Below are 12,911 nucleotides of genomic sequence, written 5' to 3' on the forward strand. Positions count from 1 at the left end.
GTCGCGCGGGCCCGCGAACGCCGCGGCCCGCGCGTCGGGACGGGCGGGCCGATGATCGTCGGGGTCGGGCGGCACGTCCGGGCGTCGCGGGGAACTCGCCGGGCGAGCCGGGTGAGGGAAGCGAGGGAGGCGCGGCGGGCGGGAGTTCGGCGGGGTCGGTCGCCCCGGTCGATCCCCTGGAGCCCGTGGAGCCGGTGGAGCCGGTCGACCTGGTGGCCCCGGACGTCCCCGTCGATGCGGTGCCGGTGGCCGCGACCGGGTCCGTGGAGTCCGTGGAACCGGTCGTCCCGGCGGTCGGTGCCGCGGTGGGGCCGGTCAGGTCGGCGGGGGGACCGCCGAGGGCGCGGAGGCGGGTGAGGAAGTCGTCGGTGGGGAGGTCGTCGCACCTGGCTCGGGGGCGCTGCCGAGCCCGGCCAGGCGCCCCTTGAGGCTGCGCAGGGTGGCGGCCTCCGCCCGGCACCGGGCGCAGACCGCGAGATGGGCGTGCGCCCGGTCGCGCTCGTCGTGTCCCAGCTCACCGTCGACCAGGGCGGTCAGACGTTCCCCCAGACAACTCACGCGGCTCCCTCGTCTGTTCGGTCAGGTCGCGCGCGGCTCGGCTCCGCGCGCCGGTTCGCTTACGCGCCCTCCGGCCGGTGCTCCGCCGCGGCGACGCCCCCGTGCGTCCCCGGGTCCGGTGCGGCGGCGACGGCCTCGCCGGACGCCTGCGCGATCGCGCCGGTGTACTCGATCGGCTCCGGGGCGTCTCCCTCGGCCGCCGCCGCCCCGAGCGGGAACTGCTCGTTCCGCGTGCCCGGGCGGCGCGCGTGGGCGCCCGGTGGTCGAGGGCCTCGCGGAGTTGGGCGCGGCCCCGGTGGATGCGGCTGCGGACGGTGCCGAGCTTCACCCCGAGGGTCGCGGAGATCTCCTCGTAGGAGAGGCCCTCGATGTCGCAGAGGACGACGGCCGCGCGGTAGTCGGGCGCGAGGTCGTCGAGGGCGGCCTGGACGTCGGCGTCGAAGTTGGTGTCGTCGTACACCTGCGCCGGGGTCGGCTCGCGGCCCTGGATGCGCTCGGCGGCGTCGTCGGCGAGGCCCTCGAACCGGATGCGCTGCTTGCGCCGCGCCTGGTCGAGGAACAGGTTCGTGGTGATGCGGTGCAGCCAGCCTTCGAACGTGCCGGGCGTGTAGTTGGCCAGGGACCGGAACACGCGGACGAAGACCTCCTGCGTGAGGTCTTCGGCGTCGTGCTGGTTTCCGGTCAGCCGGTAGGCGAGCCGGTACACGCGGCCGGAGTGCTCGCGGACGACCTCGTCCCACGATGGCGGCGCCCACTCTGCCTCGGGCGCGTTCTCGCGGGTGCGGGCGGCGCTGCTGTGCCCCTGCCTGGCGCCGACGCCCACAGCGCTTCTGAAACTGAGTGCTGCGACTCCCATGGTGCCGGGCTGTTCCTCTCTGATGTCACCCAAGACGTCGTCTTGGAACGGCACGGTCTCGCCTGGGCTGGGGCGTCCGTGTTCCCGGCGGCGGCCGCCGGGAGGCGGTTCGACGGCTGTTCTCCCCTCCATCAGGGTGGAAGGGTTCGCTGGTTACAACGCGCTGAAACGCCAGTTGGTTCCCTGTCAACGATATGGTCTTTCCAGCATGAGCCAGGCGGGGGTCCCGCGAGGAGGCAGCCATCGACGCCATCAAGGCCACCCTGGCCTACGTGGAGGATTTCCACCCCGAAGACGAGCCGCTCCAGGAAGCCCGGCGGCGCGGGGAGGAGGTCGGCGCGCAGCCGATCGGTCCGGCGGGCGGGGCGGCGCTGCGCTTCCTGGCGTCCCTGATCGGCGCCCGGACGGTCGTGGAGATCGGTTCGGGCTGGCGGCGTGTCCGGCGTCGTCTCCTGACTGCGTGGCATGCCGCCGCAGGACGCGGTGCTCACGAGCGTGGACATCGAGCCGGAGAACCAGCGGCTGGCCAAGCAGGCGTACCGGGAGGCGGGCCTCGGCTCGTTCCGGACGCGCATGATCAGCGGCCCGGCGCTGGAGGTGCTGCCGCGGCTCACCGACGGCGCCTACGACATGGTGTTCTGCGACGCGGTGAAGCAGGAGTACCCCGAGTACCTGACGGCGGCGCTGCGGCTGCTGCGGCCGGGCGGCGTCGTCGCGTTCGACAACGCGCTGTGGCATCACCGGGTGGCCGATCCGGCCGTCCGCGATCCGGTGACCGAGGCGATCCGGGACGTGCACCGGATGATCGCCGACGACGAGCGGCTCGTCCCGCTGCTGATCCCGGTCGGCGACGGCCTGCTCTGCGCCGTCAAGACCGGCTGACCGCCGTGGACGGCACCGACGTCGAACCCCAGAAGGAACCGCAGGACGAGCCCCGCGACGGCACCGGACGGGACGCGGGCGTGTTCGCCGTCCGCGACCGGACGGGCTGGCGGGGCGTCTGGCGGTCGCTGGCACTGCTCATCCTGCTGCTCGCCTCGGTGGGGTTCGTCACAGGCGGGGCGATCCGCGGCCTCGGCGTCGCGAGCGCGGTGTTCGCGGTGCTCGGGGCGGGCGGCATCGTCCTGTTCGGGTGGGGGCTGCTGGTGGCGGTGGGCGAGCTCACCGCGCGGCGTCCCGTCCTGGAGTTCGACGCCGACGGGGTGCGGCGCCCGGCGCGCTGGCCGCTGCCGAAGCGGGCCGCGCGGACGCTCGCGTGGGACGACGTCGCGGCGATGGCGCGGTCCGGCGCGGCGTCGCGGGCGCGCGCGGCGGCGTCCGCGACCATCTGGTGTTCCTGCCGACGCCCGAGCTGGCGGAGCTGGCGCGGACGGCGGAGCGTCCGGCGCTCGTGGCGCTGACGCTGCGGGACGTCCCGGCCACGGCCGCCGCGGAGCCCTGGGCGTTCTCCGTGGAGCCGGGCTGGGACTCGTCCCTGCCGGAGGTCGTCAAGCAGGCGCGGCGCCGCCGCAAGATCCCGGTGATCGACCGCCGCTCGAAGTGATCACGACAGCCATTCCAGCAGCAGCCGGGTGCCGTACCCGGTGGCGCCGCGGGTGAGCTCGGCGTCGTCGGACGCGGCGCGCCCGGGGCCCGCGATGTCGAGGTGGGCCCACGGGCGGTCGCCCGCGAACTCGCGCAGGAACAGCGCGGCGGTGATCGCGCCGCCGCCGTAGCCGCCGCGCCCGAGGTTGGCGACGTCGGCGACGTCGGAGTCGATCGCGGCGCGGTAGTCGTCGACGAGCGGGAGCCGCCACAGCGGTTCGCCCGCGGCGTCCCCGGCGGCGGTGAGGGCCGCGGCGAGGTCGTCGTCGGAGGCGAACAGGGCACCGTGCCGCAGGCCCAGCGCGACCTTGGCGGCGCCGGTGAGGGTGGCGACGTCGACGACGGCGTCGGCGTCGAGTTCGGCGGCGGCGTAGGCGAGCGCGTCGGCGAGGACGAGCCGTCCCTCGGCGTCGGTGTTGAGCACCTCCGAGGTCTTGCCGCCGTAGTGGGCGATCACGTCGCCGGGGCGCATGGCCGACCCGGACGGCATGTTCTCGGCGGCGGCGACGAGGCCGGTGACGCGGGCGCGGACGCCGAGGGCGCGCAGCGCGCCCATGACGGCGATGACGGTGCCGCCGCCCGCCATGTCGGTCTTCATCGTCTGCATGCCCGCGTTCGGCTTGAGCTGCAGCCCGCCGGTGTCGAACGTGATGCCCTTGCCGACGAGGACGACGTGCCGTCCGGGCTCGGGCGTGCCGTCCGGGACGTAGGTGAGCTCGATCAGCCGGGGCGGCCGGACGGACCCGGCGCCGACCGCGAGGAGGCCGCCGAACCCGCCCTCGGCCAGCTCCTTCTCGTCGCGGAGCCGCACGCCGAGCCCGGCCTCGTCGGCGACGCGCGCGGCCGCTCGGCGAGCCACGCGGGGTCCTTCTCGGCGGACGGCGTGTTGGCGAGGTCGCGGGCGAGCGCGGCGGCGCGGGCGCGTGCGGTGCCGCGGGCGATGGCGTCCGCACCTGCCTCGGGCCCGGCCTCGGTCAGCACGACGAGCTCGCCGAGGGGGCCGGAGCCGCCGGGGGCGCCCGCGGTGAACCGGTAGGACGCGAGCAGGGCGCCCTCCGCCGAACGCCGCGAGGACGCCGCTCCGGGACGCCCGCGACGATCGCGGACCGTCCGCGGCCGCGGCGGGCCAGCGCGGCGCCCGCCTTGCGCAGGTCGGCCGGGCGCGCCTTGCCCACCCCGTACAGCAGGAGTTCGACGACCCGGCCGTCGACCGGGACGTGCGCGGCCGTGATCTCGCCCGGCTCGCCCTTGGCGCGGTGCAGCGTCAGCAGCTCGTCGAGGCCGAACGGGAGGAGCCGGGCGATCTCCGCGGGGACCGCGACCGGGCCGTCCGGACCGGACGGGACGGGCACCGCCGCGACCTCCGCCCCGAGTTCGGCGACCGTTCCGGAAACGGTGCCGTCCGCTGCGCGGACGCGGGTTTCGATGGGCATGACGACGGATCCCCCCTGTGGTGGTGCGACCGGTTGTGAAGCGACCTGTGCGGAAACGGCGAAGGCCCCGGCGGGGTCGCCGGGACCGTCGCCGGCAAGCCGGGTGCGGCGGGGGCGTCAGCCCACGACGTCTTTCAGGGCCTCACCGAGGTCCTTGGCCTCGTCTGCGGACAGCTCGACCACAAGGCGGCCGCCGCCCTCGAGCGGGACCCGCATGACGATTCCGCGCCCCTCCTTGGTCACTTCGAGCGGACCGTCTCCCGTCCGCGGCTTCATAGCCGCCATGCGTGTATCCCCTTCCTGCGTAGGGCCGCGACCTCGCTCAGCACGCGCTCAGCGGTGGCCGCACGGCCGCCAGTCGCAACAAGCGTCATCAGTAGTGGTCCATTATCTCGTCTTCTGGGCGCGAAGTGGTAACGATCAGCCTCCAGATCGTGCCCGCCGCAGGTCCGCGGCCGTTTTCGGGGAAGGACTTCGAGGTTGGGGGAATGGCTCCGCACCAACGGGACGAGCGGGATCCGCCCTTGCCCGCGGCGTCCGGTTCGTCGAAGGTTGCCGGAGAAGATCTACGAAAGAGCTGGAGGGCGTCGAATGTCCGACACCGTGCTGTACGACGTGACCGATGCCGTCGCGACGATCACGCTGAACCGTCCGGACGGCATGAACTCGCTGACGTCGGAGATGAAGGACGCCCTGCGCGGGGCGGTCGAGCGCGCCGCGTCCGACGGGTCGGCCCGGGCGGTGATCCTCACCGGCGCCGGGCGGGCGTTCTGCGCGGGGCAGGACCTGCGCGAGCACGGCGACAACCTCGCCGCCGGGCGGGACCTGAACGACACGGTCCGCAAGCAGTACAACCCGATCGTGCTCGGCATCGCGAACATGGGCAAACCGGTCGTCGCGGCGGTGAACGGGGTCGCGGCGGGCGCGGGCGCGTCCCTCGCGCTGGCCTGCGACCTGGTCATCGCGTCCGACAAGTCCCGGTTCGCGACCGCGTTCACCGGGATCGGCCTCGCGCCCGACAGCGGCATGTCGTGGACGCTGCAGCGGCTCGTCGGCCGCGCCAAGGCCGCCGAGCTGCTGCTGCTCGGCGAGCCGCTGAAGGCCGCCGAGGCGCTCGAACTGGGGTTGATCAACCGGGTGGTCCCGGCGGACGAGCTCGCGCCCGCGTCCGTCGAGCTGGCGCGCCGCCTGGCCGCCGGGCCCACGGCCGCGTACGCGGCGGTCAAGACGGCGCTCGACCACGCCGCGACGAACGACCTGGCGTCCGCGCTGGCCAAGGAGGCCGACCTGCAGGACGAGGCCGTCCGGACCTCCGACCACCGGAACGCCACCGAGGCGTTCCTGAAGAAGGAGCAGCCGGTCTTCGAAGGCCGCTGACACGTCGACCTGCGGCGTGTTGCCCTTATGAGCGGCCGGATAAGGGCAACACGCCGCAGGTGAACGGACCGGCGTCAGGCCGCCTCGCGCAGGTAGGCGAGGACGGCGCGGACGCGGCGGTGGTCGTCGGACGTCTGGTGCAGGTCGAGCTTGCCGAAGATCGACCCGACGTGCTTCACCACCGCCGCCTCGCCGACCACGAGGGCGCGGGCGATCGCGCCGTTGGAGCGTCCCTCCGCCATCAGCGCGAGCACCTCCCGCTCCCGCGCGGTGAGGCGCTCCAGCGGCGAGTGCCCGCGGCGCCGCGCCAGCAGCCGCCGCACCACCTCCGGGTCGATCACGGTGCCGCCCGCGGCGACCCGGTCGAGGGCGTCGACGAACTCGGCGACCTCCCCCACCCGGTCCTTGAGCAGGTAGCCGACGGCGCCGCCGGTCTGCAGCAGGTCGGCGGCGTAGGACTGCTCGACGTACTGCGACAGCACCAGGACCGGCAGGTCGGGGTGCTCGGCGCGCAGGGCGAGCGCCGCGCGCAGCCCCTCGTCGCGGAAGCCGGGCGGCATCCGGACGTCGGTCAGCACCGCGTCCGGGCGGTGCTGCGCGACGGCCGCGGCCAGCGCGGGCGCGTCGGCGACGGCCGCGGCGACCTCGTGCCCGAACCGGCCGAGGATCTGGCCGAGGCCCTCGCGCAGCAGCACCGAGTCCTCGGCGATCACGACTCGCATGGGATCTCCACCCGCAGGATCGTAGGCCCGCCGGGCGGGCTGGACAGCCGGACCGTACCGTCGTGCACCGCGACGCGGTCGGCGAGGCCCTGCAGGCCGCTCCCCCGGGCGGTGGCCCCGCCCGTCCCGTCGTCCCAGATCTCCAGGCGCAGCGCCTTGCGGGACCGGTGCGCCGACACCCGCGCCCGGCCCGCACCGCTGTGCTTGGCGACGTTCGCGAGGGCCTCGGCGACGACGAAGTACGCGGCCGACTCGATCGCCTCCGGCGGCCGCTCGGGCAGGTCGACGTCCAGCTCCACCGGGACGGCCGACCGTTCGGCGAGCGACTCCACCGCGGCCCGCAGGCCCCGGTCCGTCAGGACGGACGGGTGGATGCCGCGCACGAGGTCGCGCAGCTCTTCGAGCGCCGCGCGCGCCTCGTCCTGCGCCTTGCCGGCCCACTGCCCGCCGCCGTCGAGCTTCGCCAGGCCGAGCGTCATGATCAGCCCGGTGAGCCGCTGCTGGGCGCCGTCGTGCAGGTCCCGCTCGATGCGCCGCCGCTCGGCCTCGAACGCGTCCGCCATCCGCGCCCGCGACGCCCGGACGTCCACCAGCTCCTCCTCGACCGGACGGACGAGCAGCGCCCGGTCGAGCGCGGCCCGCGCGGCCGCCGCGACGGTCAGCGCGTAGCAGCCGAGCAGCGCCATGAACACCCCGAACACGGCCACCGGCCACGCCTCGCCGCGCGTGTCGACCGTCCCGGCCGGCCCGTACATGATCTGGTCGCCGTGGCCGACGAGCATCGGCGCGGACGCCTGCACGACGCCGCCCACGAACAGGACGAACGGGACCATCAGCGCCACCACCGACAGCAGCCCCGCCAGGACCGCGTGCCCCAGTTCCCGCCACGTCGCGGTCTCCCGCAGCCGGAACCGCAGCCAGGGCCGCAGCCCGGCCTCCACCGGGTCGCGGTGCGGGGACGGCGCCGGGCGCGGGTCGAGCAGCCGCAGCCGCCGCCTTTCCACGGCGGCCAGCCCCATCGCCGACAGCGGCACGCACAGCAGCAGCACCACCCCGACGCCGACCGGCGCGAGGAGCACCCCGACCACCACCAGCACGAGCGCCAGCTCCAGCCACAGGATGCCGGTGACCAGGCCGCTCAGCAGGTAGGCGAGCGACCGCCACGGCCACGACGACAGCAGGAACCGCAGCGGGTTCCCCGCCATCGCGCGCCACGGACTCGTCATGGTCCGACCGTAAGGCGGCGGAGCGCCTGGTACGTACCGTCCCAGCTCCATTCGTCCCGCGCCCACGCCCGCCCCTTCTCCCCCATCGTCCCGGGGCGGACGAGCAGGTCGACGAGCCGTCCGGCGATCTCCCCGACCGACGCGGGGTCCACGACGTACCCCGTCTCGCCGTGCCGGACGGTCTCGGGCGCGCCGCCCGAATCGCCCGCGAGCACCGGCAGCCCGGCCGCCGCGGCCTCCAGGAACACGATCCCGAGCCCCTCGGTCTCCAGCCCCAGCCGCCGCGACCGGCACGGCATCGCGAACGCGTCGGCGGCCGCGTAGTACGGCGGCAGGTCCGCGTGCGGGACCGACCCGGCGAACACGACGCCGTCCCCCGCGGCCCGCCGCAGCCGGGTCTCGCGGGGCCCGCCCCCGACGATCAGCAGCGTCGCGTCCGGGACCGCCTCCCGCACCCGGGGCATCGCCCGGATCAGCCGGTCCTGCCCCTTCCGCGCCACGAGCCTCGACACGCTGAGCACCACCGGACGGTCGCCGAGGCCGAACCGGCGGCGCACGTCCGTGCCGTCCACGTCCGGGCGGAAGACCTCGGGGTCCACGCCGGGGACGAGCCGTTCGAGCCGGGCCCGCGGGCCGAGCGCGGGGGCGATCCGGCGGCGCGTGTACCCGGTCAGGTACGTGACGACGTCGGCGCGCTCGCCGATCGACCGCAGCGTCCGCCGCGCGCCCGGCACCCCGGCCCACCACACCTCGTGGCCGTGCGTCGTCGCGACCGACGGCACGCCGAGCCGTCCGGCCAGGAGCCCGAGCGGCGCCGCCGCGCCGAACCACACCCGGTCGCACCCGTGGACGCCGATCAGCCGCCGGGCCGTCCGGGCGAACGCGCGCCGTCGGCAGCAGCGTCCGCGCGCGGTCCCGGACGACCGGGAACGGCAGGCCGCGGTCGAACTCCGCCGCGCCCGGCTCGGCGGACGTGTACACGACGACCTCGTCCGGCGGGAACCGCCGCGCCACCTCGAACACGAACGTCTCGATGCCGCCGCGCCGGGGCGGGAAGTCGTTGGTGACGATCAGGCAGCGAGCCACAGCTCCTCCTTCCGCGCGCGGGCCGCGACCCGCGCCCACAGCACGAGCACCGCCGGGTACACGAGGTAGCCCCACCGCGACGCGGGCATCAGCGCCGTCGCCAGCGCGAGCCCCGCCGCCGCCCAGCAGCGCCACCGCCCGGACGTCCGCCGGTGGCCGCACCGCCAGCGACGCCCCCACGGCCAGCTCCGCGACGACCAGCGCCGCGACCGCGAGGGCGTGCCCGCCCGTCCCGAGGTCGGCGAGGAGCCGCCCGGGCAGCGGGCTGTCGGCGGGCGACCCGGTCCCCGCCAGCCCCATCGGGAACCGGACGGCGTTCTCGACGAACGCGCGCGGAGCCGCGAGCGCCGGCCCGAGCACCCCGGCGGCGAGCGCTCCCCCGGCCGCCGCGGCGAACGTCCGTCCGCCGGCCCTCCGGGCGGCCAGGAAGGCCAGGCACGCGAGCAGCACGGGCCACGCGGTCGGCTTCATCGCCGCCGCGAGGCCCAGGACGAGCCCGGCCGCCCCCGCGTCGCCCCGTGCGGCCAGCGCGAGGCCGAGGCACGCCAGCCCGAGGACCGGCAGGTCGTCGCCGCCCGACCGCGAGCGGCAGCGTCACCAGCGGCGACGCCGCCAGGAGCGCGAGCGGCCCGAGCGCCCGCCGCCCGCGCAGCAGCAGCCCACTCGCGGCGAACAGCGCGAGGAACACGACCGCGAACACGACGCGGACGTCCAGGCCGGTCAACGCCGACGGAAGGCCGAGCACCGCCATCGCGGGGAGATACGGGTTGAACGCCTCGTAGCCCTCGCCCGGCCCGGGAATCCGGTAGGGCGTGCCGTGCGCGAGGAGGTGGGCCGCGGACCGTTCCACGACCCCGGCCTCCGGCTGCGCCTGCCCCGAAACGACGAGCACCGCCAACGGCACCAGCCCCGCTCCCACGAACGCGACCAGGTGCGGGCCGAGGGTGGCGGGGTGGCGGAGGCGGGGGATCGTGGTCGCGGCGGCGGCGAGGGTGTAGGCGACGGCGGCCGGGAGGGCCCAGGTGCGGTGCGGGGGGAGGTCGGTGACGGCGGCGGTCGCCGCGGCGAACGCGGCGCACAGGGCGTAGAGAGCGGGTGTCGTGAGCTGCGGTTTCACGCCGTCCAGGCAATCGCGGCGCGGCCTTCGGAACATTGGCGCTGACCGACGGATCCGGGGTAGGGCCAGGTCTACCTCCGGCCTCCACCTGGGCGGAGGTAGGGACAACCCCACCGCCGGTCCGGGAGTGCGCGCCAGTGTGCCGGGGGACGCGCGGCGCTTGACTCGTGGCCATGATGCAGACATCCGTCGAGCACGCGGCCTCGGCGACCGATTTGACCAAGCGGTACGGGACGGGCGACGGCGCGGTGACCGCGTTGCGCGGGGTTTCGGCGGCGTTCCCGCGCGGCCGGTTCACCGCGATCATGGGGCCCTCGGGGTCGGGGAAGTCGACGTTCCTGCACTGCCTGGCGGGGCTCGACACCGCGACGTCGGGGTCGGTCGTCATCGGCGGGGTGGAGATCACGGGCCTGTCGCGGACGCGGCTGACGCGGTTGCGGCGCGACCGGCTCGGGTTCGTGTTCCAGTCGTTCAACCTGCTGCCGATGCTGACGGCGGAGGAGAACATCCGGCTCACCGGGCGGCTCGGCGGCCGGAAGGCGGACGGGGCGTGGTTCGACACCGTGGTGGACGCGCTGGGCCTGCGGGGGCGGCTGGCGCACCGGCCGGGCGAGATGTCGGGCGGGCAGCAGCAGCGGGTGGCGGTGGCGCGGGCGCTGCTGACCCGGCCGGAGGTGCTGTTCGCGGACGAGCCGACGGGCAACCTCGATTCCCGTTCGGGCGGCGAGGTGCTGGGGTTCCTGCGGACGGCGGTCGACGCCTACGGGCAGACGGTGATCATGGTGACGCACGATCCGGCGGCGGCCGCGCACGCCGATCGGGTGCTGTTCCTCGCGGACGGCCTCCTGGTGCGGGAACTCGACGAACCGACGATCGACGGCGTGCACGCGGTGATGCGCGGGATGGAGGGCTGATGTGGCTCATCGCGCGGCGGTCGTTCGCCGAGGGCTGGGGACGGCTCGTCGCGACGCTGCTGGCCGGGGTGTTCGCGATCGGGTTGATGGCCGGGGCGCTGCAGTTCGCGCTGCGGGCGCAGGCGGCGGTGGCGGGCAGCGACGCGAGCGAGTTCGCCCGGACGGACGTGGTGGTGCAGGGCGGCGAGACGGATCCGGGCGCCCTGTACGCGACGCCGGACGGGCGGATCGCGCTCGATCGGGTCGCGGGCCGTCCGGGGGTCGCGGCGGTGGCCGGGGACGCGAAGGTGCCGGTCGTCGCGAGCGGCCGGGACGGCGAGCCGATCGTCCCGCCGGCGGGCGCGGGGACGACGCTGCGCCCGTGGATCGCGGAGCCGTCCCTCAGCGCGTACCGGCTGGAGTCGGGACGGGCGCCGCGCGGGACGGCGAGGTCGCGGTCTCCCGGCACGTCGCGCGGGCGGGGGAGCTCGGCACCGGTGACGCGTTGTCGGTGCTGCTGCCGGATCGCGCCCGGAAGATGACGATCGTCGGGATCGTCACCGTGCAGGGACGGGACGCGGTCGCGAGCGGCGACCTGGTCCTGGCGCCGCCGGAGACGGTGCGGCGGGCGGCGCGGCTGGAGCCGGGCGTGTGGCAGAGCGTGTGGGTCGGCGCGGCGGACGGGGTCTCGGCGGCCGGGCTGCGCGACGGCCTGGCGCGGGACCTGCGCGGGGACGCGACCGTCCGGACGGCGAAGCAGGTGCGGGACGCGCAGGGGAACGCCCTGCGGTCGACCGGGGCGTCGGTGGGCGGCGCGATCGGGATGCTCGCGTCGGTGGCGGTGTTCGTGGGGTTGTTCGTGGTGGCGAACACGTTCGGCACGCTCGTCCGGCAGCGGACGCCGCGGCTCGCGCTGCTGGGGGCGATCGGCGCCACGCCGCGGCAGCTCAAGCGGCTGATCCGGTTCGAGGCGCTGGCCGTGGGGCTGGTCGCGTCGCTGGGCGGGCTGCTCGTCGGCTACCCGGTGTCGGCGCTGCTGACCCGGCTGTTCGCCGCGGACGGCTTCGACATCTCCGCCGCGGACGCGCAGGTCGGCTGGGTGGCGCTGGCGGCGCCCGTCGGCTGCGGCCTGCTGGTCACCCAGCTCGCGGCGGGACGGGCGGCGCGCCGGGCCGCGGCGGTGTCGCCGATGCAGGCGCTGCGGGCGACGAGCACCGGGACCGGCGACCGCCGGTGGCCGCGCCTCATCGGTGCGCTCGCCGTGTTCGGCTGCGCCTGGATGTTCTTCGGCCCCGCCCTCCTCATCCGGTACGACGAACCGCCCGGCATGGACCGGACGATCGGGACGTCCGTCCTCATCATGTTCGGCTGCATGACGACCGTGGCGGCGCTCGCCGTCCTCGCGCCGTTCTTCGTCGGCCCGCTGGGCGGCCTGGTCGGCCGCGCCGGGACGGCGGTGAGCGGGGAGGCGGGCCGGCTCGCCCGCGCCACGATCACCCGCAGCCCGCGCCGGGTGTCGGCCGCCGCGTCGTCGCTGATGCTCGGCGTCGCGCTCGTCGGCACCACCGCGCTGATCATGCTGTCGGTGCACGGCCGGTTCGCGGAGGCGGGCCGTGAGGTGCTGCGGGCCGACCACGCGATCGCCGCGGCCGACGACGCGTCCGGTGCCGGGGTGCTCCCCCGCGACCTGGCCGGACGGGTCGCGGGCGTCCCGGGGGTGACGTCCGCGGCGGCGCTGACCTCGGTGGACACCACCGTCGTGGGCGCGGCGGACGCCGCCCTCCCGTATCTGGCGGTGACGGGCGCCCCGCAGCGGGACCTGCGTTCGGTGCTCGACCTCGGCGGGAGCCTGCGGCCGCTCGCGCCCGGCGAGATCGGCCTGGCCTCCTCCGTCCTGGCGGCGCTGGACCTGCGCGCGGGCGACCGGATCGTGCTGCGCGGCGAGCGCGGACGGGTCGCGCTGACGGTCGCGGGCGCCTACCACGACCCGTCCCACCTGTTCGCCGACCAGGGCCTCGTGGCGCCCGCGACCATGGACCGCCTCGATCCGGACGCGACG

General features: G+C 75.9%; 13 protein-coding genes and 4 pseudogenes. 7 read left to right on the plus strand and 10 right to left on the minus strand.

The genetic code is table 11. The features are described from left to right. The 3 pseudogenes from BJF79_RS60555 to sigE all read right to left on the minus strand — a co-directional run. Positions 1-460, minus strand: a pseudogene (locus BJF79_RS60555) (hypothetical protein); the annotation flags it as partial. Between the two features lie 35 nt (positions 461-495). Next, positions 496-558: pseudogene (locus BJF79_RS67020) on the minus strand (anti-sigma factor); the annotation flags it as partial. Between the two features lie 250 nt (positions 559-808). Continuing rightward, positions 809-1,414, minus strand: a pseudogene (sigE, locus tag BJF79_RS60560) (RNA polymerase sigma factor SigE); the annotation flags it as partial. Positions 1,415-1,897: 483 nt separating this feature from the next. Here sigE and BJF79_RS18020 point away from each other — a divergent pair. From BJF79_RS18020 to BJF79_RS55525, 3 genes are read left to right on the plus strand one after another with little or no spacing between them, the layout of a single operon-like run. Then, positions 1,898-2,296 (plus strand): O-methyltransferase, encoded by a 399-nt coding sequence (locus BJF79_RS18020; protein ID WP_316043375.1) that lies wholly within the window; start codon positions 1,898-1,900, stop codon positions 2,294-2,296. A gap of 5 nt (positions 2,297-2,301) precedes the next feature. Beyond that, positions 2,302-2,814: a hypothetical protein gene (locus BJF79_RS18025; RefSeq protein WP_075898950.1), complete on the plus strand. Its 513-nt coding sequence runs from the start codon at positions 2,302-2,304 to the stop codon at positions 2,812-2,814. After that, positions 2,805-2,957 (plus strand): hypothetical protein, encoded by a 153-nt coding sequence (locus BJF79_RS55525; RefSeq protein WP_158079211.1) that lies wholly within the window; start codon positions 2,805-2,807, stop codon positions 2,955-2,957. The genes BJF79_RS18025 and BJF79_RS55525 overlap by 10 nt, the downstream gene beginning before the upstream one ends. Here BJF79_RS55525 and BJF79_RS67025 read toward each other — a convergent pair whose 3' ends face one another. The 3 genes from BJF79_RS67025 to BJF79_RS18035 form a co-directional block, all read right to left on the minus strand. Continuing rightward, the gene (locus BJF79_RS67025; RefSeq protein WP_410050104.1) at positions 2,958-3,857 is read right to left on the minus strand and encodes a leucyl aminopeptidase family protein; all 900 of its coding nucleotides are present in this window, start codon (positions 3,855-3,857) and stop codon (positions 2,958-2,960) included. Between the two features lie 115 nt (positions 3,858-3,972). After that, positions 3,973-4,431 carry a hypothetical protein gene (locus tag BJF79_RS67030; RefSeq protein ID WP_410050105.1) on the minus strand — a complete coding sequence of 153 codons (459 nt, stop codon included), beginning with the start codon at positions 4,429-4,431 and terminating at the stop codon, positions 3,973-3,975. 117 nt (positions 4,432-4,548) lie between these two features. After that, positions 4,549-4,716 (minus strand): DUF3117 domain-containing protein, encoded by a 168-nt coding sequence (locus BJF79_RS18035; protein WP_075898952.1) that lies wholly within the window; start codon positions 4,714-4,716, stop codon positions 4,549-4,551. Between the two features lie 306 nt (positions 4,717-5,022). On the opposite strand from BJF79_RS18035, the gene BJF79_RS18040 reads away from it, so the two are divergent. Continuing rightward, a complete protein-coding gene (locus BJF79_RS18040; RefSeq protein ID WP_075898954.1) occupies positions 5,023-5,808 on the plus strand; it encodes an enoyl-CoA hydratase-related protein in 786 nt (261 codons plus the stop codon). A gap of 74 nt (positions 5,809-5,882) precedes the next feature. Here BJF79_RS18040 and BJF79_RS18045 read toward each other — a convergent pair whose 3' ends face one another. From BJF79_RS18045 to BJF79_RS67035, 4 genes and pseudogenes are all read right to left on the minus strand, one after another. Then, complete coding sequence (locus BJF79_RS18045) at positions 5,883-6,530, minus strand: response regulator transcription factor (protein WP_075898956.1); 648 nt, start codon at positions 6,528-6,530, stop codon at positions 5,883-5,885. Continuing rightward, the gene (locus BJF79_RS18050) at positions 6,518-7,756 is read right to left on the minus strand and encodes a sensor histidine kinase (protein ID WP_262402216.1); all 1,239 of its coding nucleotides are present in this window, start codon (positions 7,754-7,756) and stop codon (positions 6,518-6,520) included. Before BJF79_RS18050 ends, BJF79_RS18045 begins: the two co-directional genes overlap by 13 nt. Further along, positions 7,753-8,616 carry a glycosyltransferase family 4 protein gene (locus BJF79_RS18055; RefSeq protein ID WP_316043376.1) on the minus strand — a complete coding sequence of 288 codons (864 nt, stop codon included), beginning with the start codon at positions 8,614-8,616 and terminating at the stop codon, positions 7,753-7,755. Before BJF79_RS18055 ends, BJF79_RS18050 begins: the two co-directional genes overlap by 4 nt. A gap of 415 nt (positions 8,617-9,031) precedes the next feature. Next, positions 9,032-9,406 (minus strand): annotated as a pseudogene (locus BJF79_RS67035) (glycosyltransferase 87 family protein); the annotation flags it as partial. Between the two features lie 726 nt (positions 9,407-10,132). Here BJF79_RS67035 and BJF79_RS18065 point away from each other — a divergent pair. From BJF79_RS18065 to BJF79_RS18075, 3 genes are all read left to right on the plus strand, one after another. Continuing rightward, the gene (locus tag BJF79_RS18065) at positions 10,133-10,873 is read left to right on the plus strand and encodes an ABC transporter ATP-binding protein (RefSeq protein WP_262402217.1); all 741 of its coding nucleotides are present in this window, start codon (positions 10,133-10,135) and stop codon (positions 10,871-10,873) included. Next, positions 10,873-11,394, plus strand: a complete 522-nt coding sequence (locus BJF79_RS18070; RefSeq protein ID WP_075898960.1) for a hypothetical protein — start codon at positions 10,873-10,875, stop codon at positions 11,392-11,394. The genes BJF79_RS18065 and BJF79_RS18070 overlap by 1 nt, the downstream gene beginning before the upstream one ends. Continuing rightward, on the plus strand, positions 11,364-12,911 hold a 1,548-nt coding region (locus tag BJF79_RS18075), incomplete at its 3' end, for an FtsX-like permease family protein (protein ID WP_143220010.1). The genes BJF79_RS18070 and BJF79_RS18075, both read left to right, overlap by 31 nt.

Origin of the sequence: Actinomadura sp. CNU-125 (assembly GCF_001942465.1) — a bacterium.
Taxonomy (GTDB): domain Bacteria; phylum Actinomycetota; class Actinomycetes; order Streptosporangiales; family Streptosporangiaceae; genus Spirillospora.